This window comes from Micromonospora sp. NBC_01740, from assembly GCF_035920365.1.
GTDB classification, from domain to species: Bacteria; Actinomycetota; Actinomycetes; order Mycobacteriales; family Micromonosporaceae; genus Micromonospora; species Micromonospora reichwaldensis.
The window spans coordinates 3,898,663-3,923,524 of the sequence record NZ_CP109150.1 but is presented as its reverse complement, the minus strand read 5'-3'; the positions used below and the strand labels follow the sequence as shown (position 1 = coordinate 3,923,524).

At 74.1% G+C, this 24,862-nt stretch carries 22 protein-coding genes; 1 reads left to right on the top strand and 21 read right to left on the bottom strand.

Annotated features, from left to right (window positions below):
- Positions 1 to 214 precede the first annotated feature (214 nt).
- From aroQ to OG989_RS18240, 3 genes are all read right to left on the bottom strand, one after another.
- Positions 215 to 646, bottom strand: coding sequence for a type II 3-dehydroquinate dehydratase (aroQ, locus tag OG989_RS18250; RefSeq protein WP_327027740.1), 432 nt, complete (start codon positions 644 to 646; stop codon positions 215 to 217).
- Positions 643 to 1,719, bottom strand: a complete 1,077-nt coding sequence (gene aroB / locus OG989_RS18245) for a 3-dehydroquinate synthase (RefSeq protein ID WP_151457200.1) — start codon at positions 1,717 to 1,719, stop codon at positions 643 to 645. Before aroB ends, aroQ begins: the two co-directional genes overlap by 4 nt.
- Before the next feature lie 107 nt (positions 1,720 to 1,826).
- The gene (locus tag OG989_RS18240; RefSeq protein WP_327027739.1) at positions 1,827 to 2,792 is read right to left on the bottom strand and encodes a helix-turn-helix transcriptional regulator; all 966 of its coding nucleotides are present in this window, start codon (positions 2,790 to 2,792) and stop codon (positions 1,827 to 1,829) included.
- 80 nt (positions 2,793 to 2,872) lie between these two features.
- Here OG989_RS18240 and OG989_RS18235 point away from each other — a divergent pair, with 80 nt between their 5' ends.
- Positions 2,873 to 3,601, top strand: a complete 729-nt coding sequence (locus OG989_RS18235; RefSeq protein WP_327027738.1) for an alpha/beta fold hydrolase — start codon at positions 2,873 to 2,875, stop codon at positions 3,599 to 3,601.
- A 40-nt stretch (positions 3,602 to 3,641) separates the two neighbouring features.
- Here the strand turns inward: OG989_RS18235 and OG989_RS18230 are convergent, their stop codons facing one another.
- From OG989_RS18230 to OG989_RS18145, 18 genes are all read right to left on the bottom strand, one after another.
- The gene (locus tag OG989_RS18230; RefSeq protein WP_327031192.1) at positions 3,642 to 4,145 is read right to left on the bottom strand and encodes a shikimate kinase; all 504 of its coding nucleotides are present in this window, start codon (positions 4,143 to 4,145) and stop codon (positions 3,642 to 3,644) included.
- 46 nt (positions 4,146 to 4,191) lie between these two features.
- Positions 4,192 to 5,370, bottom strand: coding sequence for a chorismate synthase (gene aroC / locus OG989_RS18225; protein WP_327027737.1), 1,179 nt, complete (start codon positions 5,368 to 5,370; stop codon positions 4,192 to 4,194).
- Positions 5,371 to 5,568: 198 nt separating this feature from the next.
- Complete coding sequence (locus tag OG989_RS18220; protein WP_151457204.1) at positions 5,569 to 6,489, bottom strand: glycosyltransferase family 2 protein; 921 nt, start codon at positions 6,487 to 6,489, stop codon at positions 5,569 to 5,571.
- On the bottom strand, positions 6,486 to 7,100 hold the full coding sequence (locus tag OG989_RS18215) for a glycosyltransferase (protein WP_151457206.1): 615 nt from the start codon (positions 7,098 to 7,100) through the stop codon (positions 6,486 to 6,488). The genes OG989_RS18220 and OG989_RS18215 overlap by 4 nt, the downstream gene beginning before the upstream one ends.
- 74 nt (positions 7,101 to 7,174) lie before the next feature.
- Positions 7,175 to 7,657, bottom strand: a complete 483-nt coding sequence (locus OG989_RS18210) for a UDP-N-acetylglucosamine--LPS N-acetylglucosamine transferase (protein WP_121395268.1) — start codon at positions 7,655 to 7,657, stop codon at positions 7,175 to 7,177.
- Positions 7,658 to 7,883: 226 nt separating this feature from the next.
- Entirely contained in the window at positions 7,884 to 9,143 is a 1,260-nt protein-coding gene (locus tag OG989_RS18205) for a hypothetical protein (RefSeq protein WP_327027734.1), read from the bottom strand.
- The gene (locus tag OG989_RS18200; protein WP_151457568.1) at positions 9,140 to 10,042 is read right to left on the bottom strand and encodes a sulfotransferase domain-containing protein; all 903 of its coding nucleotides are present in this window, start codon (positions 10,040 to 10,042) and stop codon (positions 9,140 to 9,142) included. Before OG989_RS18200 ends, OG989_RS18205 begins: the two co-directional genes overlap by 4 nt.
- Before the next feature lie 7 nt (positions 10,043 to 10,049).
- Positions 10,050 to 11,675 carry a lipopolysaccharide biosynthesis protein gene (locus OG989_RS18195; protein WP_327027732.1) on the bottom strand — a complete coding sequence of 542 codons (1,626 nt, stop codon included), beginning with the start codon at positions 11,673 to 11,675 and terminating at the stop codon, positions 10,050 to 10,052.
- Positions 11,672 to 12,910 (bottom strand): O-antigen ligase family protein, encoded by a 1,239-nt coding sequence (locus OG989_RS18190; protein WP_425857772.1) that lies wholly within the window; start codon positions 12,908 to 12,910, stop codon positions 11,672 to 11,674. Before OG989_RS18190 ends, OG989_RS18195 begins: the two co-directional genes overlap by 4 nt.
- 117 nt (positions 12,911 to 13,027) lie before the next feature.
- Positions 13,028 to 14,650: a lipopolysaccharide biosynthesis protein gene (locus OG989_RS18185; protein WP_151456035.1), complete on the bottom strand. Its 1,623-nt coding sequence runs from the start codon at positions 14,648 to 14,650 to the stop codon at positions 13,028 to 13,030.
- Complete coding sequence (locus tag OG989_RS18180; protein ID WP_327027730.1) at positions 14,643 to 15,194, bottom strand: acyltransferase; 552 nt, start codon at positions 15,192 to 15,194, stop codon at positions 14,643 to 14,645. Before OG989_RS18180 ends, OG989_RS18185 begins: the two co-directional genes overlap by 8 nt.
- 94 nt (positions 15,195 to 15,288) lie before the next feature.
- Positions 15,289 to 17,217 carry a hypothetical protein gene (locus OG989_RS18175; protein WP_327027729.1) on the bottom strand — a complete coding sequence of 643 codons (1,929 nt, stop codon included), beginning with the start codon at positions 17,215 to 17,217 and terminating at the stop codon, positions 15,289 to 15,291.
- 221 nt (positions 17,218 to 17,438) lie between these two features.
- Positions 17,439 to 19,139 carry a CBM96 family carbohydrate-binding protein gene (locus OG989_RS18170; RefSeq protein WP_327027727.1) on the bottom strand — a complete coding sequence of 567 codons (1,701 nt, stop codon included), beginning with the start codon at positions 19,137 to 19,139 and terminating at the stop codon, positions 17,439 to 17,441.
- Between the two features lie 154 nt (positions 19,140 to 19,293).
- Positions 19,294 to 20,121, bottom strand: a complete 828-nt coding sequence (locus tag OG989_RS18165; protein ID WP_327027726.1) for a shikimate dehydrogenase — start codon at positions 20,119 to 20,121, stop codon at positions 19,294 to 19,296.
- The gene (mltG, locus tag OG989_RS18160; protein ID WP_327027725.1) at positions 20,121 to 21,329 is read right to left on the bottom strand and encodes an endolytic transglycosylase MltG; all 1,209 of its coding nucleotides are present in this window, start codon (positions 21,327 to 21,329) and stop codon (positions 20,121 to 20,123) included. Before mltG ends, OG989_RS18165 begins: the two co-directional genes overlap by 1 nt.
- Positions 21,326 to 21,787, bottom strand: a complete 462-nt coding sequence (ruvX, locus tag OG989_RS18155) for a Holliday junction resolvase RuvX (protein WP_151456029.1) — start codon at positions 21,785 to 21,787, stop codon at positions 21,326 to 21,328. Before ruvX ends, mltG begins: the two co-directional genes overlap by 4 nt.
- A 73-nt stretch (positions 21,788 to 21,860) precedes the next feature.
- Positions 21,861 to 24,539 (bottom strand): alanine--tRNA ligase, encoded by a 2,679-nt coding sequence (alaS, locus tag OG989_RS18150; protein WP_151456028.1) that lies wholly within the window; start codon positions 24,537 to 24,539, stop codon positions 21,861 to 21,863.
- Positions 24,536 to 24,841: a hypothetical protein gene (locus OG989_RS18145; RefSeq protein WP_132240143.1), complete on the bottom strand. Its 306-nt coding sequence runs from the start codon at positions 24,839 to 24,841 to the stop codon at positions 24,536 to 24,538. Before OG989_RS18145 ends, alaS begins: the two co-directional genes overlap by 4 nt.
- Between the last annotated feature and the right edge of the window lie 21 nt (positions 24,842 to 24,862).

Here is a 24,862-nt window from a genome sequence, read left to right as displayed (position 1 = left end):
CAAAGCGCCGGAGGGGCAGGGAGCACGAGCCGCAGCGGCGGTAACCGGCAGTAACGAAGGGAGATGTCACTCACCGTCACGACGGCTGGAGCGCAGAGCGCGCCACCGGCACTCATCTCGCCGCTCCCGCACGCGACGGGCGGGACGGGCGGGACGGGCGGGACGGGCAGTGCGGGCGAGCGGGACGGGCGGGAGCGGGGAGGGCAACCGGGGGTCAGCGGATCTGGGCGGCCAGGTGGTGCAGGGCCAGGCGGTAGCCGTCGACGCCGAGGCCGCAGATCACCCCGGTCGCCACCGCCGACACCACGGAGTGGTGCCGGAACTCCTCGCGGGCGTGGATGTTGGAGATGTGCACCTCGACCAGCGGCCCGCGCAGCATGGCGCAGGCGTCCCGGACCGCGTACGAGTAGTGCGACCAGGCGGCGGGGTTGAGGACCACTGCGGTGCCCTCGGCGGCGGCGGCGTGCAGCCAGCCCAGCAGCTCGTGCTCGGCGTCGGTCTGCCGGACCGTCACGTCCAGGCCCAGCTCCCGCCCGGTCGACTCGCAGAGCGCCACCAGGTCCGCGTAGCTGGTCGCCCCGTAGACGTCCGGCTGCCGGGTGCCGAGCCGGCCCAGGTTCGGGCCGTTCAGCACGTGGACCTTCACGCGGCCACCTCGCGGTAGGCCGCCTCCAGCAGCTCGTCGTCCGGGCCCTCCAGGATCGCCGGCCGGGCCAGCCCGTCCAGCACGACGAAACGCAGCTGGTTGCCCCGGGCCTTCTTGTCCACCCGCATCGTGGCGAGCAGTCCGGGCCAGGCCTGCGCGGGATAGCTGGTGGGCAGGCCGAGCGCCGCCATGGCCGTCCGGTGCCGCTCGGCGGTGGGGGCGTCCAGCCGCCCGGCCAGTCGGGCCAACTCACCGGCGTAGACGACGCCGACCGACACCGCGTGGCCGTGCCGCCAGCGGTAGTCCTCCGCCTTCTCGATGGCGTGGGCCAGGGTGTGACCGTAGTTGAGCACCTCCCGCACGCCCGACTCACGCAGGTCGCCCGAGACCACGTCGGACTTCACCCGGATCGCCCGCTCGATCAGCTCGCGGGTCACCGGGCCGGTCGGGTCGGTGGCCGCCGCCCGGTCCCGCTCCACCAGGTCGAGGATCACCGGGTCGGCGATGAAGCCGCACTTGACCACCTCGGCCAGACCGGCGGCGAGGTCGGCCTGCGGGAGGCTGTCCAGCGTCGTCAGGTCGGCGAGGACGCCGACCGGCGGGTGGAACGCCCCGACCAGGTTCTTGCCGGCGGCGGTGTTGATCCCGGTCTTGCCGCCCACCGCCGCGTCGACCATGCCCAACAGCGAGGTCGCCACCGGAACCCAGCGCACCCCCCGCAGCCAGCAGGCCGCGACGAAGCCGGCCAGGTCGGTCACCGCGCCGCCACCGACGCCCACCACCGCGTCGGTACGGGTGAAACCCGCCTCGCCCAGCCGGTCCCAGCAGGTCGCCGCCACGTCGATGCGCTTGCCCGCCTCGGCGTCCGGCACCTCGATCAGCAGCGGTGCGACGCCGGCGGCGCGCAGCCGCCCGCCGATCGCGTCCGCCAGTTCCTTCAGTGGGTGCGCGTGCAGCACGGCCACCCGGGTCGCGTCCGGCAGCAGCCCGGGCAGCGCGTCGAGCAGGTCGCGTCCCACCAGCACGTCGTACGGGCGCTCGCCGCCGACCGGGATCCGGGTCACCTCGTCCATCGCCGGCAGCCTAGTCCAGCCGCCCGATCCGAGGGGGGAACTGTCCACTTCGTGGCCACCCGTTCCCGCGCCGGGGCGGGACCGCGCGGGCCGCCCCCGGGGCGGGATCACCCGGGCGCCCGGGCCGCCCACGCGGCCAGCCCTCGAGCGTGCGCGGCGACCTCGGCGCGCAGGGCCTCGGGGCGTACGACGGTGAACGGCCAGCCCAGCCCCGCGAGCAGATGGGCCATCCCGGCCAGGCTCTCCGCGCGGGCGCGCAGTAGTACGCCGCCGTCGGTCGCGCTCAGCTCGGCCACGCTGGGCGGCAGGCGGCGTCGCGCGGCGGCCAGGTCGGCCTCGAGCAGCACCTCGACGTCGTGGGCGTACGGGACGCGGGCCAGCGAGCGGGTCACCTGGGCGACCGGGTCGAAGCCAGCGGGCACGGTGAAGGTCTCCTCCCCCGGCAGCACCTCCCCGATCCGGTCCAGCCGGAACGTGCGCACCTCCCCGCGCAGGTGATCGTGGCCCGTGACGTACCAGCGGCCGGAGTGGAAGACCAGCCCGTACGGGTCGAGCTCCCGGCGGGTCACCGTGCCGGAAGAGGAACGGTGCTCCAGCCGTACCCGGCGCCGGTGCCGAGCGGCGGCGCCGAGGGTGAGCAGCGTCCCGGTCGCCGGCCGCGGCTGCGGCGCCGATCGCCGCAGGGTGAAGCCGAGGTGTTCCTGCACCGCCGCGAGGCGGTCACTGAGCGTGGGCGGGAGCACCCTGCGGATCTTGGCCAGCGCGGTCGCGGTCGCCGGTTCTTCGGTGCCCAGCCCGAGCCGCTCGGCGGCGACCAGACCGAGCAGCACGGCGACGGCCTCGTCGTCGGTGAGCATCAGCGGCGGCAGCTTGTAGCCGGGGCGCAGCCGGTAGCCGCCGTGGCGGCCCCGCTCGGCAGCGACCGGGATGCCCAGCTCGGCCAGGGTCGCGGCGTAGCGGCGCACCGTGCGCCCGTCCACCCCCAGCCGGCGGGCCAGCTCCGCCCCGGTGAGCCGGTGGTGGCTCTGGAGCAGTTCGAGCATGCCGAGCACCCGGGCGGCGGGATGCGACACGGACCACTCCTTCAAAGCGGGCGGAAAGCGTCCGGATTCGATCGTACGGTGGTCGCGGACGACGAGAGAGGGAGGCCGCGATGGCGACGTTCGTGCTGGTGCCGGGGTTCTGGCTGGGCGGTTGGGCGTGGCGCGACGTGACCGCGGCGCTGCGCGGGCAGGGCCACGAGGTGCACCCGGTGACGCTGACCGGGGTGGCCGAGCGCGCCCACCTCGCCGGCCCGGAGGTCGGCCTGGAGACACACACGACCGACATCGTCCGGTTGATCGAGGTGGAGGAGCTGCACGACGTCGTGCTGGTGGGCCACTCCGGCGGCGGGCTGCCGGTGACCCAGGCGGCGGACCGCCTCGGCGAGCGGATCGCCCGGGTGGTCTACGTGGAGAGCGGGCCGATGCCCGACGGCATGTCGCAGTTCGACAGCAACCCGCCCGAGGAGCAGGAGCGGCTGCGCGCCGAGATCGGCGACGGGCACCTGCTGCCGCCGCCCGCGTTCGACCCGGCCCAGGACCCGCAGAACCTGGCCGGGCTGGACCCGGCCGCACTCGCGCTGCTGCGGCGGCGGGCCACCGCCCACCCGCTGCGCGCCGCCACCGACCCGGTGCGCCGCACCGGTGGGCGCGCGGTGCCGACGGCCCTGGTGGCGAGCACCTTCCCGCTCGCGGTGGTCGAGGACATGATCGCGCAGGGCCACCCGTTCTTCGCCGGGCTGGCCGGCGGCCGGCTGTACGCGCTGCCCACCGGCCACTGGCCACTGCTCAGCGAGCCGAAGGGACTGGCCGACGTGCTCGACGACATCGCCCGCGAGTGACACGGCCGCCGGGGTCCCGGGGCCCGCGGCGGTGCGGGGCTCAGCGCTTGAGGAGCGCGGCGATCTCGGCGGCGATCTCCGCCGGTTCCCGCCCGTCGGTGACGACCGTGGCGGTGGCCACCTCGGCGTAGAGGGGACGGCGCTGGTCCAGCAGGTACTTCAGCGTCGCCCGGGGGTTGATCGCCAGCAGGGGGCGGCCCCCGCCGAGCCCGACCCGCTTCACCGCGTCGGACAGCTCCACGGAGAGGTGGACCACGGGGTGCCCGACCAGGGCCGCGCGGTTCTCCTCGGCGAGGATCGCGCCGCCGCCGAGGGCGAGCACGCCCTCGCACGAGGCCAGCCCCGCTGCCACGGCCGCCCGTTCGAGGGTACGGAAGTGGTCCTCACCCTCGTCGATGAAGATCTCGGAGATCGGCTTGCCGGCCAGGCGCACGATGTCCAGGTCGGTGTCGCGGAACTCCACGCCGAGCAGCTCGGCCAGCGCCAGCCCGACGGTGGTCTTGCCCGAGCCGGGCGCCCCCACCAGTACGCAGACCGGCGCCATCAGCGGCACCGCCGAACCGCCGCGCGCCCCGCCCGCCGAACCGCGCTCACCGGATCACCAGGGCGTCGAGGTAGCTGGCCAGGTTGCGGCGGATCTCGGCGACCGAGTCGCCGCCGAACTTCTCGGTGGCGGCCTCCGCCAGCACCAGCGCCACCATCGCCTCGGCGACGACGGCGGCGGCGGGCACGGCGCAGACGTCCGAGCGCTGGTTGATCGCGGTGGCCGGCTCGCCGGTGGTGACGTCCACCGTCGCCAGTGCCCGGTTCAGCGACGAGATCGGCTTCATCGCGGCCTTCACCCGCAGCGGCTCGCCGGTGGTGATGCCGCCCTCCAGCCCGCCGGCCCGGTCGGTGACCCGGCGTACGCCGGTGGCGGTGGGGATGATCTCGTCGTGCGCCTCGGAGCCACGCGAGCGCGCCTGCTGCCAGCCGTCGCCGATCTCCACGCCCTTGATGGCCTGGATCGACATGAGGGCGGTCGCGAGCCGGGCGTCGAGCTTGCGGTCCCACTGCACGTGGCTGCCCAGGCCCGGCGGCACCCCGTACGCCAGCACCTCGACCACGCCACCCAGGGTGTCGGCGGCCTTCTTCGCGGCGTCGACCTCGGCGACCATCCGGGCGCTGGCCTCCGGGTCGAGGCAGCGCAGCGGGTCCGCGTCGATGCGGTCGGCGTCGGCGGGCGTGGGGCGCAGCCCGGGCTTGGCGGCGACCGGGCCCAGCTCCACCACGTGCGAGACGATCTCGATGCCGAGGGCCTGCCGGAGCAGCGCCTTGGCGACCGTGCCGACGGCGACCCGGGCGGCGGTCTCCCGCGCGCTGGCCCGCTCCAGGATCGGCCGGGCGTCGGTGTGGCCGTACTTCTGCATGCCGGCCAGGTCGGCGTGCCCCGGGCGGGGGCGGGTGAGCGGCGCGTTGCGGGCCTGGCTGGCCAGTTCCTCCGCGTCGACCGGGTCGGCGGCCATCACGGTGCGCCACTTGGGCCACTCGGAGTTGCCGACGCGGATCGCGACCGGGCTGCCGAGGGTCGCCCCGTGCCGCAGCCCGCCGATGACCTCCACCTCGTCCTGCTCGAACGACATCCGCGCACCCCGGCCGTAGCCGAGCCGGCGCCGGGCCAGCTCACCGGCGATGTCCCCGGTGGTCACCTCGACGCCGGCGGGCACGCCCTCGAGCATCGCGACGAGGGCGGGACCGTGCGATTCCCCTGCAGTCAACCAGCGCAACACAGCGGTCAGTCTGTCACGCCCGGTGGCCGCCGCCGTGCGGTGCCCGCCGCGTCCCGCCCTGCGGACGCGGCACGGCCAACCGACGGCCCCGCCGCGACCGCCGGGTGGCCCGCCGCCCGGGCACACCCACCGGTAGGACCCGCGCGGCCCCGGAGGCCGCGAGGTCCGTGCCCAGGGGCGATCCCGGGCGGCGCGGGCTCAGATGCCCCGGCCGCGTTTGTGCAGGGTACGCAGCACCGCGTCGGCGCGGACCATCCGCCCGGCGACGGCGAGGGCCAGGTACGCCCTCGGCTCGCGCGGGTTGCGCCGGATGGTGTGCCGGGCCCAGCGCATCGCGCCCCGCCGGTCGCCGGACGCGGCACGGGCGAAGGCGATCTGCCCGGTGACCCGCGCCTCGCCGGCCGGCTGGGTGCCGAACTCCGGGTACCGCTCCAGCAGCCACTGCAACGCCTCGGAGATGGTGTCCCAGCGCTGCGCGAAGTAGGACCGCTTGTGCCAGCGCACCAGCACGTACGGCGTGCGCAGGTTGACCAGCGGCGCGCTGCGGGCGGCCCGCAGCAGGAACTCGTAGTCCTCCGCGTAGCTGCCCGGGATCTCCTCGTCGACCAGCCCGAACCCGTCGCGCAGCGCGGCAGCGCGGATCAGGAAGGTCGACGGGTGCAGCTCCGTCATCCGGTCCCGCAGCAGGTCGGCCAGGGTGACGGAGTCCTTCGGCAGTGCCCGGTCGACGGTGTGCCCGTCGTAGCTGACCCGGATGCCGCAGCTGACGAACTCCGCGTCGGGGTGGGCGGCGAGCGCCTCGACCTGGGCCCGCAGCTTGCCGGGCAGCCACTCGTCGTCGTCGTCGCAGAACGCGACGAGCTCGCCGGTGGCCGCCAGGACGCCCGAGTTGCGGGCGCCGGCCAGGCCGGGGGCGCGCTCGTTGCGGATGACCCGGACCAGCCGGTCCGGGCGGGACAGCTCGGCCAGCGAGGCGTCCGGCTCGGACTGGTCGTAGACCACCACCACCTCGATCGGGCCGGGGTGGTCCTGGTCGAGGATGGCGCGTACGGCGGCCCGGAGCAGCTCCGGGCGGTCCCGGGTGGGCACCACCGCGCTCACGCTCGGGTGTTCGGTCATCGCCGCTCTCCGTTCCGGGCCGGCCGTGCCCACGGCCGCCACCTCGTCCGCTGCCGTCGTCCGGTCGACGCGGCCACCAGGTCCTCCACGATCCGTCCCACCTGCTCGACCGCCGCGCGGCGCGCCCGGGACGCGTCCGGGTCGGCCGCGACGGCGAACCGCGACGGGTCGGCGAGGCCTGCGGTGAGCGCCTCGAACAGCGCCTCCCGGGTCTCGGCCAGCGCCACCATGCCGGCCGCGCCCAGGCGACGGGCGAACAACTGCTGGTGGTCGTCGACGTGTTCGCCCCGGGTCGGATCCCGTGGGACGACGATCGGCAGGTGACCGTGCCGGCGGGCCTCCAGGATGGTGGCCGGGCCGCCGTGGCAGACCACGAGGTCGGCCTCGGCCATCGCCGTCTGCAGCTCGTCGTGACCGAGGAAGGGCATCGCCCCGGGCACCCCGGGGGCCCGGGTGTGTCCGTGCTGGACGGTCAGCCCGACGTCCTCGGCGACGGCGGGATGCCACTCCTCCAGCCAGCCGACCAGGCGGTCGAACGGGTGCTTGTCGGTGCCGACGGCGACCAGCAGCCGGGCCTGCGCGAGGCTGCCGGAGTCGCGCGGCCGGGGCACCCGGGTGGCGGGCGCGGGCCGGGGACGGCCGGGGGCGACGCGGTGGACGGGGGTGGTTCCGGTGCTCTCGGCGCTCACAGCAGGGTCCCCACGACGGTGGCCTCCGGGTACTGGCGGCGCTGCTCGTCCCACTGCACGAGCATCGCGGAGAGGAACGGCCGGCAGAGCCGGGCGGTCAGGGTCGGGGTGTCGATGCGGTCGTACACCTCGATGTAGACGGTCGGCACGCGCCGGAGCCGGGCCAGCACCACGAACGGGACGGCCACCCCGGCGCCGGTGGTCACCACCGCGGCGACCCGGCGCGACCGCAGCACCCGCCAGGCGAGTACGGCGTTGCGCAGCAGGTTCGGCACGTTGCGGGTGGTCGGGTGGTGCGCCGGGACGAGTTCCTCGCCGGCCAGCAGCGAGAGCGCCTCGGGTGTGTCGAAGGTGACCCAGCACCGCCGCCAGCGTTCGTACCACGGGCGCAGGGCGAGCAGTTGGGCCAGGTGGCCGCCGCTGGAGCCCACCAGGAGCAGGACTCCGGGCTCGCCGGCATCCTCGGTCGTCGTTTCCACGCGACTCCCCACAAGTTCGCTTGGATGTTCGGTGGTCGCCACGCGACAGCAGATCACACGTCCCCCGGCTGGTGAAATAGGGCGACCGGGCGACAGATCGATCTCCGCGGGTGGCGGATCGGGTGCGCCGCGGCGACCATCGGTATCGACGGTCGTCACGACCTGGAGTTTCTTCGTCACTATCCGGAGTCGACGGTGGCCCGCAGGCTCCGGCGTTTTCGGTGGATCAGCCGCTATGTCGTTTCTCGATGACGTCCAGCAGGGCGGGATGCAGCGCCGCGTTCCAGCCCGCGCCCGCGTCGGCGAGGCGCCAGGTGCGCAGCCACATCTCCAGCAGGTAGGCGTCGGCCACCAGCCGCCGGGCCGCCGGCCCGAGCCCGAGGTCGGTGCCGTACCGGTCGAGGTGGGCGTCGACGGCCCGCGCCGCCGCCGCGGCCGGCTCGCCCCGCAGCACCAGGGCCCGCTGGAACGCGTCGTGCGCCAGGTCGAAGCCGAGCGGCACGTCCGGACCGCTGTGCTCCCAGTCCCAGGCGACGAGGCGGCCGGCGTGCACGCCGAGGTTCCAGGGCACCCAGTCGCCGTGCCAGTGCCCGAACTCGACGGTCGTGTCGCCGTGCCGGCCGGTCAGGGCGGCGACGGCGGCGACCGCCCGGGCCCCGTCCGGCGTGCCGGCGGCGGCGCGCCCGGCCTCGGCGGCGAGCCGGGCCAGGAACGCCGACCCGGCCACGGGGCGCGGTGGCGCCGGCGGGCGGCCCCGGCGGGCCACGGCCAGCAGGGCCGCGATCCGCGGCGGTTCGCCGGTCGACACGCCCCGCACGGCCGGTGGCAGCGGCTCGACCAGCGCGACGACCTGCCCGGCGGCCGTCGTCTCGGCCAGCAGTCGGGGCGCCGCCGGATGGTCGGGCACGCCGGTCAGCGCCGGCAACTCCCGCAGGGCCGCCGCCTCGGCGGTCACCAGCGCCCGGGTCGCCCCGTTCCAGCCGATCTTCGCGTAGCCGAGGGCCCGGCCGTCCGGGCCGAACAGTTGCAGGGTGGGCTTGTGGTTCGGGTCCGGCGGGCGGACCCCGCAGGCCGCGTACACCGCCGGTCTCCCGAGCGCGGCGCCCAGCCGCCCGGCCAGCAGCGCCTCGTCGGCCGCGACGCCCTCGGGCAGCGACACCGTCAGCCGGGGGAACGGAGCCAGGTCGACCGCGCCGACCCGCGCCAGCGTGCCGAGCCCGGCCCGCACGGCCCGCACCTTCGGCGGGCGCAGCGCGTTGTACGCCAGCAGCGAGGCGGCCGTGGCCCGGGGCGCGCCGAGCGGCAGCAGGAAGCGTGCCCGGGCGAGCGACGGGACGACGGCGTACCGGGCGACGGCGCGGTGCCCGGGCGGCGGCGGGGCACCCACGGTCAGGGCGATCCGCTCGTCGCCGAACACCGCCCGGGTGACCCAGCCCAGCCCGTCGGTGCGCGAGCGCGGGTCGGCGGCGGTGGCCCGCGCCGTCACGGGGCCTGGTCCGGCCAGTCGAGCTCCAGCCCCAACCGCTGCCGCAACGCGTCGTTGTACGGGCGGTAGTACTCGGTCAGCTCGGCGCGCACCGCCGGCTCCAGCGGCGACGAGCGGCGGTCGTTGTAGACCTTGAAGTCGGGCAGGTCGTGCGGGGGCAGGCCGAGGAAGTCCAGCGTCCGGCGGTAGGTGGACCGGGCGTCGCGGTAGAGGTCCTCGCTGGGCAGGAAGAGGATCTGCTGCCGGTCGAAGCGCTCCAGCCACGGCTCCAGGTGCTCCAGGTAGCGGCCCCGGGCCCGGTAGGTGTACCAGTCGTACGGCTCGCTGAAGTACTCCGGCTCGGCGATCAGCCGCTCCCGCTCCCCCGCCGTACGCTCCTGCTCGGCGGCCAGCGCGGCGGCGAAGTCGAGCGGCTCGATGCCGTGCGTGCGCCGCTCCTTCCAGTGCGAGTACGCCCGCTCCACCGGGTCGCGCAGCAGCACGATCAGCCGCACCGACGGCATCAGCGCCGCGACCCGCTGCGCCGCGAGGGGGTGGAACATGTACAGCGGTGCCGCCTCGCCGACGCGTACCGGCCCGCCGTGCCGCTTCTCCAGCGCCTCCCGGTGGCGCTGGGTGGGGAAGTGCGAGCGGTACCAGGCCTCGCCCCGACGCCAGTGCTCCTCGAAGTAGTGCGAGGACTTGGTGTTCCAGGCCGGGAAGAGCCGGGGCACCAGCGGGTGCTGGATCAGGTAGTTCCACAGCGAGGTGGTGCCGCCCCGCTTGGTGCCGATGATGAGGAAGTCCGGCAGCGGTCGCCGGTCGCTGGTCCGTACCCCGTAGTCGACGAGCGACTCCCGCACCCGCTCCGTCACCTGGGTCGGTACGAGCTGCTTCACCCGGTCTCGGATGGACGGCACGACGACCTCACCTGCCCTTCGATTCCTCCGGGGCGCGCCCGGTGGCGGCCGGGGCCGCCTCCTGCCGCCCACGAACCTGCACCATGGTCACCCGGATGCGGTGCCGCACCCGGGGCAACGTCAACAAGCCGACGCAGCCGGCGGCCAGCACGCCCAGGGCCACGGCCAGGCCGCCGATCCCCCGGCCGCCGGCCAGCACCCCGATCCCCGCCGCGGCCCCGACCCCGACGACGGTGGCCGCCCCGGCCCGCAGCATCGCCGCGTCGACCAGCGGCTGGCCGACCACGGCCCGGGCGCAGCCGACCGCCGTGAGGTTCTCGGTGGCGATGCCGAGCGCCCAGGCCAGCGCCGCCCCCGTCGCGCCGTGCGCCGGGATCAGCCACAGGCCGAGGGAGACCGTGACCAGCAGCCCGGCCAGCGTGGCGGCCAGGTGCAGCCCGCTGCGCCCGCCCATCAGCAGCAGGCTCTGCACGTTGCCGACCCCGGTGTTGACCAGCATGGCCAGCGCGAGCACGGTCATCGCGGGGGCGCCGGCGGTGAACTCGGGCCCGAAGAGCTGGAGGAAGGCCAGCCCGAAGACGGCGAGCAGCAGGTAGACCGGCCAGGACAGCACCAGCCCCCACGTGGTCAACTGCCGGTGCACGGCCGCCGCCGCGGCCCGGTCCCCGCGCCCGAGCAGCCGGGACAGCTGCGGTGACACCGCCACCCGCAGCCCCTGCATGGCCAGTTGGCCGGCGAGGATGTAGCGCCCGACGGCGCCGAACACGCCGGCGTCGGCCGGCCCGGCGAGCACCGACGTGAGCAGCACGCCCACCCACATGTTTCCGGCGTCGATGGCGGCCGACGCGGCCCTGGGCAGCGCGAAGCGCCAGAACGCCGACCAGTCGTCCGGCGCGGGCCGCAGCGCCGCGCCCCGGCCGACGCCGAGCGGGCCGGCCACCAGCGTCAGGCAGGCCAGCAGGGCGAGCGCCGCCGGCACCAGCCAGCCGGTCATGCCGGCCAGCAGGCCACCGCCGGCCAGGGCCGCCGCGCCGACCAGCACGGGCCGGGCCACCGGCAGCAGGAAGAACTGCACCCCGACGTACGCCCGGATCGGGCGCACGCAGCGCAGCGCGGCGAGCAGCAGCGTCATCGCCACCACCACCGGCACCGCGGCGAAGCTGGCCGTCAGCAGGGCCGCGCCGTCGACGCCGGAGCCGCCGAGCAGGCGCGGGGCGAGCGCGTCGGCGGCGAGCACCCCGCCCACGGCGACGGCGACCGCGACCAGCAGCGGCGGGACCAGCGCCACCGGGAGCACCCGGGCGGCGTCGCCGCGCGCACCGAGGCGCCGGCGGGGCAGCGCCCACATCAGCCCGGTCTCCGCGCCGAGGGTGCACACGGCGGTGGCGACGGTGACCACACCGATCGCGGCGAAGAACGCCCCGGAGCCGACCGTGCCGTAGCCGCGGGTGATGACCACCGCGAGCAGGAAGCCGAAGAGGCCGCTGGTGGCCGCGCCGACCAGCCCGGCCACGCCGCTGCGGACGCTGCGGCGGGTCTCCGTGTCGTCCCCGGGCGGCGCTCCGCCCGGCCCCGACGCAGCGGGTGCGGAGGCCTGGTGGGGGCCGGACGGCGGGCGGGTGGCGGCGGTCATGCGGGCACCGCTTTCGGGCGCGGGATGCGGGGGCGGTGCAGTCGTGCCGCCGTCTCCCGCTCGGTGAGCGCCATCGCGAAGGCGACCGCGAAGAAGGCGACCGCGAGGTTCTGGTTGGCCATGCCGTAGAAGGGGATCTGCACCAGGCAGACCACCGGCACCACGGCCAGCCACTGCCCGGCGGCGGACGTGGCCCGGGCGCAGATCAGCGCGGCGACCACGAACCACGCGAGGAAGCACAGCAGCGCGGGGACGCCGTGGCTGAACAGCACCATCCACAACTGCCCCTGGGTGCCGATCGGCGCCTCGGCGCTGACGGTGTCGACGTTCACCGGCGCGCCGTAGCCGAGCCAGGGCGACTCCCGGACCCGCCGGATCACCTCCACGTAGAGGGAGAGCCGGTCGGTGTTGGTGTCGCTGGACTCGACCCGGTTGCCGATCAGCTGGGTGACCGGGATGAACAGGGTGACGAGGCCACCGGTGACCACCACCCCGACGATCGACGCGGCCACCCGGACGTTGCCGCGCAGGGCGGCCCGGACGCCGAGCACCGCCAGCCCGGCGCCGAGGCTGAGGAACATCGCCCGGTTGAGCGTGAGGAAGGCCGGCGCCAACGACAGCGGCAGCGACGCCAGCAACGCCCAGCGCAGCACGCCGCGCCGGCGCAGCATGGTGAAGGCCACCACGCAGGGCAGCGTCATCGCGTACGCGCTGCCGTAGTTGTTGGTGTACGCGAACGGCGCGGCCGGCCGGTAGATCGGGTTCAACGACCGGGCGCTGTACTCCGCGGTGGTGAGGTGGACCATGTCCTGGATGAACGGGGTGTTGGCCACCCCGCCCGGAAGCAGCACCTCCATCGGGGTGGTCAGCGCGAACCGGGGCGCCAGCACGCCCAGCCAGCCCAGCGCGACCAGCCCGAACCAGAAGGCGCAGAGCGGAACGAGGACGGCGACCTGGTCGGGGCGCTCCCGGGCGATCGCGTAGACGTAGACGCCCACCACGAGCGCGGTGAGGTAGAAGGCGAGCCGCAGGGCGAACGTCAGCACGGAGGCCGGTGTCTGCAACTGGGTGGCGCTGACCACCACGATGGCAAGGAACAGCAGCCAGATCCCGGCGGCCGGGGGCAGCGGCACCCGGCCCCGGATGAACAGCAGTGCGAACAGCAGCGCCCCGAGCAGGGGCCACCCGAGGTAGAACGCGCCGGCCAGCCACCACACGGGCACCAGGCCGAACATCAACGCCAGCGGCCAGAGCGGCAACCGTGGCGGGGGCGGCGGCTGCGGCAGCGGCGCGGCGGCGCCCGGGCCGCCGCCCGGCTCGGTCGTGGCCGGCGCGCGGGTGACCGGCACGGATCAGCCCCGGCCGCAGCGCGTCAACACGAAGCCGAGCGGGGTGACCCCGGCGGCGCGCAGCCGCTCCACGAGGCGGCGCAGGTCGCCCTGCCGGGTCCGGTCCTGTTCGACCACCACGACCGCCGTGCCCTGCCGGGCGACGGCCACCCCGCGCTCGTCGGACTCCGCCGGCGGGGCGTTGAACAGCACCAGGCTGTGGTCGGCACCCTGCCGCCAGATGCCGAACCGGACGCTGCCCGCGCCCACGGTCACCGGGTCGGTGCTCGACGCCTTGCCGTTCTCGCCGGCCGCCGTCGAGGTGACCCGGGGCAGGGTCAGCGTGGCGTCCGGGTCGGTGGACGGGCGGGCGCCGATGGGGTGCGGCGACGGGCGACGGGCCGCGGCCGGCTCCGTGGTGCCGCCGCTCTTGCCGTCCGTCGTCGAGCCGGCCGGCCGGGGCTTCGGGACGAGCGGGCGGGACGGGTCCGCCGCGGCGGGCAGCCGCTCCCGGTCGGCGAGCACGGTGCTGCGCAGCCGGTCGGCGCGCCCGCTGTCGTCGGCGACGAAGACCTCCCGGCCGACGGCCGCCAGCGCCACCGCCAGCCCGGCGGTGATGGCCGTGGGGTCCTCCTCGCGGGCGGTCAGCAGCGACACCCGGGCGGGCTGGCGCACCCGCTCGGCGATGGCCATCGCCACGTACCGGATGTCGGCGTCGACCGCCTCCTTGCCGCCGCGCCACCGGCGGCTGCGGACCGTGCCGAGCAGCGGGAGCCCGGTGGCGTCCCGGCCGTCGTCGACCGACCGGATCCGCCGGTCCATCGACTCCCAGGCGTACGCCAGCACCACGCCGAGCAGCGTCCCGCCGAGCAGGCCGGCGAGCAGGTAGAGCGGGCCGTTGCCGGCGGTGGAGGCCAGGGCCCGCTCGGCGCTCTGGGTGACCCAGCCGGGGTTGACGTCGACGGCGGCGATCTCGGTGCGGGCGGCGTTGAGCTGGGTGAGCTGGTTGTTGATGCCGGTCAGCTCGGTCACCGCGGCGTCGACGGTGCCCTCGCGGGCGTTGTTGACCCGCTTCTGGAGGGCGGCCTGCTGGGCGGCGACCTTGGCGATGCTCTCGTCGTACGAGCGCAGCATCTCCTCGCGCTGCTTCTCGTACATCGTGCGGCGCACGTCGAGGTAGGCCTGGGCGGCGAGGTTGACGCCCTCGACCGCCTGCTCCGCGGTGGGGGCCTGGTAGACGAAGCGCAGGATCTGCCCGCCGGTGGGCACCTCGACCTCGAGGGCGTCGCGCACCTCGCGCGGGTCCAGGTCTCCCGAGTCGGCCAGCCGCTGCACCACGTCGGTGCCCGTGGCGATGCCGCTCTCCACGTTCATGTTCACCGCCCGGTCGGCGGCGGCGCCGCTGGGCGTGAACGCGTCGGTGACGACGGGACGCACCGCCACGACCGCGCTGGCGGACACGGCGGCCGGTACGAGCACCACGTAGCCGATCGCGGCGAGCAGGCCGATCGCGGCGACGGCCCCGACGAGCCGGATCCGGTGCAGCGGGACGCGCAGCAGGTCGGTCAGCGTGACGGTGCGGCCCGGTGTGCCGCCACCGCTGGCGGGGACGTCCGTGGCCCAGGTACCGGGGGAAGCGTCAGTCATTGAACTTCTTCACCGTCTGTTGTGGATTTCCAGCGACCACGACCCGCGGCGGCACGTCCGTACGGACCACCGTGGCGGCGCCCACGACACTGTCCCGGCCGATCCGGACGCCCTTCATCACCAGGGCGTGCGCCCCGATCCACACGTTGTCCTCGATCGTGATCGGGGCGCGGGTGGCCGGGACGGGCGGGTCGTGCCGCTGCTCGGGGGGCAGGTTGTGGAAGTCGTTGTCCAGCAGCTCGCAGTCCGAGAGCAGGCACCGGTCGCCGATGGTGACCGACGTCCAGGTGCCGATCCAGGTGGCGTTCAACAGGCAGTCGGCGCCGACCCGCACCTCGCCGGGACCGGCGAAGCGGACCAGCTTGTTGATCCGGGTGCGGTCACCGATGCTCACCCGTACGCCCCGGCGCAGCCGGATCCGGCCGCGGATCTCCACGCCCCGACCCAGCGTCAGCCGGGGATAGCGCAGCGTGTACCAGCCGCGCTTGACCGCGAAGACGACCCGTACCGCGAGCCCTCTGCGGTTGCCACCCGCGCCGACCAACGACCCTCCCCACGTCGTGCGGGCCGGCGACGGCTGATCCGTCGCCGGCCCAACGTGAACAATCTACCGATGTTCCGTTACGAACAGTCGACCGTCACTGCACGGAGAAGAAGGTCGACGGCGTTGACCACGTCACGCCGGCGGTCGCCGGGACCACCGTCGCCGTCGTTCCGTCGACCGCCGGGGCGGCCGTCGGGTCGAACGGCACGCTGCGCAGCGTTCCGTCGGTGGCACCGTACACGACCCGGCCGGCGACCCAGGCCATGCCCCGCACGGCCGACCAGGTGACTCCGGTGGTGGGCAGCGTGAACTCGGTGGCGCCGAGGTAGTTGCCGTCGATCTCGAAGTAGCGGTAGTAGAGGCCGCTGGCACCCGAGCGGGTGTAGTAGAGGCGCCCGTCGAGGTAGAACGCGCCGGTCATCAGCGCCGGGTTGAACCAGTCGTTGTAGCCGGACGCCTCCCACGGGGCGCCGATCGCGCCGCCGTTGAACAGCGAGATGTCGATCCGGCTGCCCGTGGGGGTGCCGGCGACGGTGTGCGACCAGTAGATCCGGTCGTCCACCCGCCAGGTCGCGCCGGCCGCCGTGTAGTTGGGCTGGCTGACCGTCGTCGGGGTGCCCAGGCTGGCCCCGTCGAACGGCACCTTGGCCAGCTCGCCCGCGTCGGTGCCGACGTAGAGGTTGCCGGTGGTCGCGGTCGGCGCGTTCTTCGGGGTGATGGTGCGCCCGCCGGTCAGCGGGAACATCCCGAGCCGGCCGTGGTACTCGTTGCCCATGCCGTCGGAGTTGTGGCCGAAGTAGAGGCCGTCGCTGCCGCGCCAGAGCACCGGCACGGAGGAGCCCCAGTTGCTGGTGCCGGCCGGCATCGACGCGCTGCCGCTGCGGCGGGGGTTCCAGTTGACCGGCATGCCGGTGGCCGGGGTGACCGCGGCGATGCCGAGCCGGTCGATCGCGCCCTTGCCGGCGGTGTCGCTGGCGTTCGGGTTGTTCAGCCAGCGGAAGTGCCCACCGAGGTAGATGACGTTGTCGGCGACCTCGACGGAGGTGATGGTGTCGTTGCCGGTGTAGTCCACCCAGGTTCCGAGCTGCCCGGTGCCCCGGGCGGCGGTCTCGAAGCGCACCAGCGCGTCGCAGTACGCGGCCGGCCAGCCCGAGCCGCCGTTGGTGCCGACGACGAACCAGCTGCCGTCGCCGCCGAACTTGACGTCCTGCACGTAGTGCACGAAGGTCGCCGGCGACGCGCACGGCGGCACGAACTTCTCCGTGCTCCAGTCGAGCACCGCCGGGGTGCCGGTGAGGTCGACCAGCGCCATCTGGTTGCGCGGCAGGTCGTTGACGAGCGTGAAGTTGCCGCCGACGGCCAGGGTGCCGCCGTCCGGGGCGACGTCGATCGTCCACACGTACGAGGTGGTCCCGTGGCGCCCGACGGTCGCGTCGACGTTGAAGGTCGGGTCGATCGCGCCGGTCGTGGCGTTGAGCCGGCCGAGCCCGGCGTGCGCGGTGCCGTTGAGCCAGTTGAACGCCCCGGCCACGTAGAGCGAGTTGCCGTGCAGCGCCAGGTCGCGGACGGTGCCGCCGTCGGAGCGGCCGACCCAGCTGTCGACGATCGCGCCCGTGGCGGGGTTGAGCGCCACCAGGTTCTTACGCGAGACGCCGTTGACGTTCTTGAAGGTGCCGCCGACGATCAGCGTGCCGCCGGGCCCGGCGACCAGCGTGTTGACCGCGCCGTCCAGCACCGGCAGGAAGCTGGTCGAGATCGTGCCGGTGGCCCGGTCGTACGCGAAGAGGTAACGCTGGGTGGTCCACGCCGCGCTGGCGGTCTGCCGGATCTGGGTGAAGCTGCCGCCGACGAACACCGTGGAGCCGACCTGCGCGAAGGCGCGGGTCTCGCCGTCCCTGGCGTGCGGTGTGGCGTCGGCCGGATTGGCCGAGACCAGGGTCGCCGGTTCGGGCGCCGGCACCAGTGCGGCGGAGGTCCCGGTGGGGACGGCCAGCACGGCGGCGGCGGTCACGAGTGCGACCACCCCCGCCCGGGTGCGGAGTCCGGCGGATCGCCGAGAGAGCGGGATGTCGGGCACGCTACGCCTCCATGTCGGGAGAGAACCCGCGTAGCGTGCCTGGTCGACCCAGGCCGGCGATATCCGCCGATTGGGCGGTCACTGCATCAGCAACATGACACCGCACACAGGGAGTCGGATGTCCGACTCGCCCGTATCACTCTGGGTCGAAGTGTGAACGCTCAGTGTCAGCGGGCGCCCCCGGTGGGCTGCCGCAGGTAGCTGTCGCGGCCGGCGCGGGCGAACCCCGCCACCGACGCGGCGTCGTGGTTCATGGTCATGTCACAGGTCTCCGACCGGCGGGTCATCCCCGGGGAGTTGAAGTAGATCGCCGCCTTGATCTTCGGGTGCGCCTTCAGCGCCGCCGGGAACTCCTCGAACCAGCGCCGCTTCGCGTCCGGGTCGGCCGCGTCGAAGTTGGTGCCGAACTCGGCGAGCATCCGCGGCTTGCCGACCCCGAGACGGTTCTCGTCCAGCCAGCGGTAGAAGCCGCCGATGGTGGTGGCCGGGCTCTTCCAGACCTTGCTGCCGTTGCAGACGTGGAAGTTGTAGGGGTCGTAGCCCACCCAGTCGACGTACCGGTCACCGGGATAGAGGCCGGCGTAGCGGTCGTAGTGGCCCGACCAGCCCATCATCGTCCACACCCACACCGCGTTGTCGGCGCCCGCCTTGGCGAACCGGTCGTGCACGTGCCGCCAGGCGCGGACGAAGTCGGCGTCGCTGCCCTTGGCCGGCTCGTCCTCCGGCTCGTGGTCGAAGCCCATGAACACCGGCACGCCGGTGTCGCGGATCCGGCCGGCGACCGCGTCGATGGTGGTGTCGTACCGGCCACTGTAGACGTCCTGCCAGGTCAGCACCGTGCCGGAGGAGAAGATCCGCGACTCCCAGGCGAAGAACATCAGCCGACCCTCGCGCATCTGCTGCCGCTGGTAGGCGTCGGGGAAGGCGCCGTTGCTGCCGGCGTTGGAGAAGTCGTGGTAGCGGTGCACGAGGTCGAACTTGCGCCCGACCTGCGCCTCGACATCGGCGACCGCGGCGCCGTGGTCCCAGCCGTCACCGGCGTTCGACGGGGAGTACATCCCCCACCAGGCGCCGCAGGAGGGCACCAGCCTGCTCGACACCGCGCCGCACCGGTCCGTACCGGCCGACGGGCTCGCCGACGGGCTCGGGGTGGCGCGGGTGGGGCTGGCGCTGGGCGTCGGCCGCGGCGCGGGGCTCGGCGCGACCGTCCGGCTCGGCGACGGCGCGGCGCTGGTCACCACGGGCGTGGGCCGAGTGCCGACGTCGTAGCGGATCTCCAGGCGCGGGCGCAGGTCGGGGTTGCGGTTCTCCGTCGACGCCCAGTAGATCCTGGTCTCCAGCCCCGTCTGCGCGAGCGAGACCGTCCAGGTGCCGTTGCCCTTCACCAGGGCCGAGACGTCCCACTCGTTGAAGCCCTTCGCCACCCCGGAGACGGTGTCGAGGACCGCCCCCGGCAGCGCCGGCGTCGGCCGCGCCGCGCGGGCGTCCACAGCGGAGGCGTGCGCGGTCACCGTCGCCGGGAACTCCTGCCACGCGTGCACCCGCAGGGTGGCCCGCACGTTGACCGCCGCCGCCGGCAGGGTGGTCACGGCGAACTGGACGACGGCCTCCCGGCCGCCCCGGGGGTTGCCGTCGCAGCGGACCGCGCAGGTCGCCAGCGTCGTCTTCGCCCCGTTGTCGCCGTCCTGCGACACCATCGTCGCCGTGGTGTCGGCGGTCGCCGGGATCGACAGGTCGTCGGCGGCCAGCAGCGGCATCGTGGTGGCCACGATGCCGGCCACCACGGTGGCGCCGGCCACGCCGAGGACGACGGCCTTGCGCCGAGGGCCGGGGTGCCGGGTGAGGCGGTGCAGTCCGTGCCTGCTCAAGGAGTACTCCCTGTGTGTCGGACGGTGACGGTCAGCAGCGTAACCACGGCCACGGCGTGACGTGGGGACGACAGCCGGACCTAAGCGCGTCTTAACCGTCGCCTAAGGATGCCCTGGACGACCACAGGGGACACTCCCGCCCCCGCGCCGGCGGTCAGGCGGCGCGGGCGGCGGCCAGCGCGGCGGCCATCGCCGCCCGGGGCGCGGCGACGCCCGTGAAGTGCTCGAACTGGCCCACCGCCTGGGCCAGGAGCAGATCGAGGCCGGAGACGATCCGGCAGCCGGCCGCCTCGGCCGACGCGGCCAGCGGCGTCGGCCACGGGTCGTAGAGCGCGTCGAAGAGCACCGTGCCGGGCCGCCAGTCCGCCGCGACGGCCAGCGGGTCGGCGACTCCCTTCGGCACGGTCGAGATCACCACGTCGGCGCCGAGGTGGGTCGCCGCGTCGTCGTCCCAGGCCGCCGCGCGCATCGGCACGTCGACGGCGCGGGCCACCGGGCGCAGCTCCTCGACCGCCGCCGGGCGGCGGGCCACCACGGTCACCGCGCCGGCGCCGAGCCGCCCCGCCGCGGCCACCGCCGCGCGGGCGGTGCCGCCCGCGCCCAGCACCGTCACCGTCCCGCCAGAACGCACACCGGCCTCGGTGAGCACCTCGACCATGCCGACCACGTCCGTGTTGTCGGCGTACCAGGAGCCGTCCGGTCGGCGTACCAGCGTGTTGGCGGCGCCGACGGCGGCGGCGACCGGCGAGACCTCGGCGGCCACCGCGAGCGCCGCCTCCTTGCCCGGCATCGTCACCGACAGCCCGGCCCACTCCGGGCCCAGGCCGGCGACCACGTCCGGCAGCTCCGCCGCCGCGCACTCGATCCGGGTGTACGACCACCCGGTCAACCCCGCCGCCGCGTAGCCGGCGTTGTGGATCACCGGCGAGAGGGAGTGCGCGATCGGCGTGCCGAGCACCCCCGCCCGCCGTGCGGCCGTCATCAGATGACGCCGTTCTCCCGGGCCTTCGCCTCGTTCTTCAGCTGCTCGTCGTAGGTCTCGGCGAACTCCGTGGTCCCCTTCTTGTCGACCGCCACGAACCAGAGCCACTTCCCCACGGGCGGGTCCATGGCTCCCGCCATGGCTTCCTTGCCCGGGTTGTTGATCGGTGTGGGGATCATTCCCCGCAGCTTGCGGCTGTACGGGTTCTTCGTGTCGAGGAGTTCTTCCTTGGTCATCTCGGCGGAGGTCTTGGTCTTCTGCCCGGTCAGCTCCAGGTAGTAGTTGACCGTGACGTCCATCTCCAGGCAGTTGCACGGGAACTCGCCGTAGGCCCGGTTGTAGGCGACCCGGGCGACCTTGCCCAGATCCTCCTTGCGGCCTGCCTCGGCCTGCGCCAGCGACGCCACGATCAGCGCCTCGTACGGGCTGATCTTGCGCTCCTTCTGCACCCGGTCGGCGAACTCCATCTCACCGGCCACGCTGAGGAAGTTCTCCACCATCAGCTCGATGATGGTCTCGGCGGTCGCCTTCGGCGGGATCTCGTAGGTGTCCGGGTAGAGGAAGCCCTCGATCGACGGCTTGACCTTCTTGTTGTCGGTGCGCTTGAACCACCAGTCCGGCACGCCCCGCGCGAGCGGATCCTTCGCCGCCGCCTCGAAGTCCTTCACCGGGATCTTGGTTTCCTTGGAGAGCAACTGGTAGATGTTCTTCGCCGTCCGGCCCTCCGGGATGGTGACCCCGTTGACGATCCGGTTCTTCGAGTCGAGCATCGCGGTGACCGCGCTCTCGCCGCTCATCTGCTTGCGCAACTTGTACGTGCCTGGCTGGATGTTCTTGCTGCGGGCGTTGCCCTCGGCGGCCTCGATGAACGCCTTGGCGCTCTTCACCACGTCGGCGGCGACCAGCGCGTTGGCCATGTCGGCGATCAGCGCGCCCTGCTTGATCTCGACCGTCACCTCACCGGTGCCCGCGCCGTCGTAGTCGGGGGTCACGAAGTAGCTCTGGACGCGGTCGAAGCCGTAGAAGGCACCGCCGCCGATCGTGCCCAGCAGGACGATGGCGAGCAGCAGGGCCAGGACCGTCTTGCCCCGCCCGCCACCGCCGCCGGAGCCGTCCTTGCCCTTGCGCTTGCGCACCGCGCCGCGCCGGTGCTTGCCCTTCTCCCCCCGGTCCTGCTCGTCGAACCCGAGGTCAAGATCGTCCATCATCGCGTCCGCCTCCGCTGCGCGTCCAGCCAGCTCTGCAGAATCTCCACCGCGGCAGCCTGGTCGACCACCGCTCGTTGCCGTTTTCCTCGGACCCCACGCTCGGCAAGCCTACGAGACGCCACGACCGTGGACATCCTCTCGTCGGTGAGCGCCACCGGAACGGGCGCTATTACATCAGCCAGTCGGCCAGCGTACGCCTTCACGTGTACGGCGGCGGGACCGTGCTTGCCGGCGAGATTGACCGGAAGGCCGACGACGATCTCCACCGCCTCGTGCTCGGCCACCAGCGCGGCGAGCGCGACGATGTCGGCCGGCACCGCGTCCGGGGCGGCGGTGAGGTCGCGGGCGAGGGTCACCAGCGGGGTGGCCAGCACGCCGTGCGGATCCGAGCGGGAGACCCCCACCCGGACCTGCCCGACGTCCACCCCGAGCCGGACACCCCGGGACAACTCACTCACGGTCGGTGACTCCCCCTGAAACGGCGAACCAGGGCGGACCACGCGGGTCCGCCCTGGCCGCTACGAGCACGTATCACGCGTCGGCGATCGCCTTCTCGACCGTGCGGAGCAGGTTCGGCGCCTCGGCGGCCGGCAGGCCGCCGCCCTGGGCCAGGTCGGGGCTGCCGCCGCCGCGCCCGGAGAAGGCCGCCTTGACCAGGTCCGACGCGGCCAGGCCCCGGCTGCGCGCCGCCGGGTTCACCGCGACGACCAGCGACGCCTTGCCGTTGGCCCGGGCCGCCACCGCGACGACCGCCGGTCGCGCCGGGTCGATCTTGCCCCGGACCTCCTGGGCGAGGGTACGTACGTCGTTGCCGGCCGCGCCCTCCGGCGCCTCGGTGCCCACGTACGCGACCCCGCCCACGTCCTTGGCCTGCGCCGCGAGCGCCGCCGCGCCACCGAGCACCAGCTGGGCCCGCAGCTTCTCCAGCTCCTTCTCGGCGTCGCGCAGCTGCGTCACGGTCTGCTCGACCCGGTCGGCGACCTGGTCGTTGGGCACCCGGTACAGCTCGGCGAGGCGGGAGACCAGCAGGTGCTCCCGGGCCAGGAAGTTGAAGGCGTCCATGCCGACCAGGGCCTCGACGCGGCGCACCCCGGAGCCGATCGACGACTCGTTGAGGATCTTCACCAGGCCGAGCTGGCCGGAACGGGAGACGTGGGTGCCGCCGCACAGCTCGCGGGCGTAGTCGCCGACCTCGACGACCCGCACCTCCTCGCCGTACTTCTCGCCGAAGAGCGCCATCGCGCCGATGCGCCGCGCCTCCTCCAGCGAGGTGATGAAGGCGTGCACCTCCAGGTCGGCCAGGAGCACCTCGTTGACCTGCTGCTCGACGTCGCGCAGCACGCTCGGCGCCACCCCCGTGGGGGTGTTGAAGTCGAAGCGCAGCCGGCCCGGGGCGTTCAGCGAACCGGCCTGGGTGGCGGACTCGCCGAGGAAGTTGCGCATCGTCTGGTGCACCAGGTGCGTCGCCGTGTGCGACCGGGAGATCGCCCGGCGGCGGGTGGTGTCGATCTCGGCGTAGCCGGTCTCCCCCGCCCGCACCTCGCCCCGCAGCACCCGGGCGCGGTGCACGATCAGGCCGGGCACCGGCTGCTGCACGTCGAGCACCTCGACCTGGCCGCCACCGACGGTGATCATGCCGAGGTCGGGCTGCTGCCCGCCGCCCTCGGCGTAGAACGGGGTGGCGTCGAGCACCAGCTCGATCGTGTCGCCCTCGACCGCCGCCTGGCGGGGGCCGTCGACGCCGAGCACCGCCCGCACCGTCGACTCCCGGGACACCTCGCCGTAGCCGGTGAACCGCACCGGGCCGCCCGAGTCGAGCACCGACCGGTACGCCGACAGGTCGGTGTGCCCGGTCTTGCGCGCCTGGGCGTCGGCCTTGGCGCGCGCCCGCTGGTCGGCCATCAGCCGGCGGAAGCCCTCCGCGTCGACCGCCAGGCCCTGCTCGGCCGCGATCTCCAGCGTCAGGTCGATCGGGAAGCCGTACGTGTCGTGCAGCTGGAACGCCTTCTCACCCGACAGCGCCGGCTTGCCGGCCGTACGGGTCTCCGCGATGGCCGTGTCCAGGATCGTGGTGCCGGCCCGCAGGGTGGACAGGAAGGCGTCCTCCTCCGCGTACGCGTAGTCGGCGATCCGGTCGAAGTCGGCGGCCAGCTCCGGGTACGACGGGGCCATGCAGTCCCGGGCCACCGGCAGCAGCTCGGGCAGCGCCCGCTCCTGCCAGCCCAGCAGCCGCACCGACCGGATCGCCCGGCGCATGATGCGGCGCAGCACGTAGCCGCGCCCCTCGTTGCTCGGGGTGACCCCGTCGCCGATCAGCATCAGCGCCGTACGCACGTGGTCGGCGATCACCCGCAGCCGCACGTCGTCCGGGTGCGACTCGCTGGCGACGTGGCCGGAGTGTGCGCCGTAGCGCTTGCCGGTCAGCTCGGCGGCCCGGTCGAGGATCGGCCGGACCTCGTCGATCTCGTAGAGGTTGTCGACGCCCTGGAGGATGGAGGCCATCCGCTCCAGGCCCATGCCGGTGTCGATGTTCTTCGCCGGCAGGTCACCGAGGATCGGGTAGTCCTCCTTGCCGGTGCCCGGGCCGCGCTCGAACTGCATGAAGACGAGGTTCCAGAACTCCATGTAGCGGTCCTCGTCGACCGCCGGGCCGCCCTCGCGGCCGTACTCCGGGCCTCGGTCGTAGAACAGCTCGGAGCACGGGCCGCACGGGCCGGGGATGCCCATCGACCAGAAGTTGTCCGCCTTGCCCCGGCGCACGATCCGCTCGGTCGGCACCCCGACCGAGCGCCAGATCTCGAACGCCTCGTCGTCGTCGAGGTAGACCGTCGGCCAGATCCGCTCCGGGTCCAGGCCGAACCCGCCCTGCTCCTGGGACTTGGTGACCAGGTCCCAGGCGAGCGGGATCGCCCCGTCCTTGAAGTAGTCACCGAAGGAGAAGTTGCCGTTCATCTGGAAGAACGTGCCGTGCCGGCTGGTCTTGCCGACCTCGTCGATGTCGGGCGTACGGATGCACTTCTGCACGCTGACCGCCCGCCGGTACGGCGGGGTCTGCTGCCCCAGGAAGTAGGGCACGAACTGCACCATGCCGGCGTTGACGAACAGCAGGTTCGGATCGCTGATGGCGGGCAGCGGAGCGGACGGCACCACGGTGTGGCCGTTCGCCTCGAAGTGGGCGAGGTACCGCCGCTTGATCTCCGCCGTCTTCATCGCTGGTGTTCCTCCGGAAAGATCTCTCGGTCGCCGATGCGCGGGTCCTCCCGCAGCTCGGCGAACTGGTCGTCGAACGCCTCGCCCTGGGCGAACGCCTCGTGGATCTCCTGCTCGCGCTCGGCCATCGCGATCCGGACGTCCTCCACGAAGCTACGCAGCGACTCCGCCAGCCCGCCAGCGGATTCGGTCACCGTGCTGGCGATGCCGGCCGGGGTGTACGCCTGTGCGGTGCGGGTGGCCTTGCGGACCACCACCACGCCGACGGCCAGCCCGATGCCGAGCCAGAACAACCGCCTCATCTCCGAAGCTCCTCCTGGTCG

Excerpts from the sequence above, each read along its gene's own strand:
- aroB (WP_151457200.1), bottom strand. The coding sequence starts at position 1,719 with ATGGACGAGGTGACCCGGATCCCGGTCGGCGGCGAGCGCCCGTACGAC.
- OG989_RS18235 (WP_327027738.1), top strand. The coding sequence starts at position 2,873 with ATGGCGACGTTCGTGCTGGTGCCGGGGTTCTGGCTGGGCGGTTGGGCG.
- OG989_RS18230 (WP_327031192.1), bottom strand. The coding sequence starts at position 4,145 with ATGGCGCCGGTCTGCGTACTGGTGGGGGCGCCCGGCTCGGGCAAGACC.
- OG989_RS18220 (WP_151457204.1), bottom strand. The coding sequence starts at position 6,489 with ATGACCGAACACCCGAGCGTGAGCGCGGTGGTGCCCACCCGGGACCGC.
- OG989_RS18195 (WP_327027732.1), bottom strand. The coding sequence starts at position 11,675 with ATGACCGCCGCCACCCGCCCGCCGTCCGGCCCCCACCAGGCCTCCGCA.
- OG989_RS18190 (WP_425857772.1), bottom strand. The coding sequence starts at position 12,910 with ATGTTCGGCCTGGTGCCCGTGTGGTGGCTGGCCGGCGCGTTCTACCTC.
- OG989_RS18185 (WP_151456035.1), bottom strand. The coding sequence starts at position 14,650 with ATGACTGACGCTTCCCCCGGTACCTGGGCCACGGACGTCCCCGCCAGC.
- OG989_RS18165 (WP_327027726.1), bottom strand. The coding sequence starts at position 20,121 with ATGACGGCCGCACGGCGGGCGGGGGTGCTCGGCACGCCGATCGCGCAC.
- mltG (WP_327027725.1), bottom strand. The coding sequence starts at position 21,329 with ATGATGGACGATCTTGACCTCGGGTTCGACGAGCAGGACCGGGGGGAG.
- alaS (WP_151456028.1), bottom strand. The coding sequence starts at position 24,539 with ATGAAGACGGCGGAGATCAAGCGGCGGTACCTCGCCCACTTCGAGGCG.
- OG989_RS18145 (WP_132240143.1), bottom strand. The coding sequence starts at position 24,841 with ATGAGGCGGTTGTTCTGGCTCGGCATCGGGCTGGCCGTCGGCGTGGTG.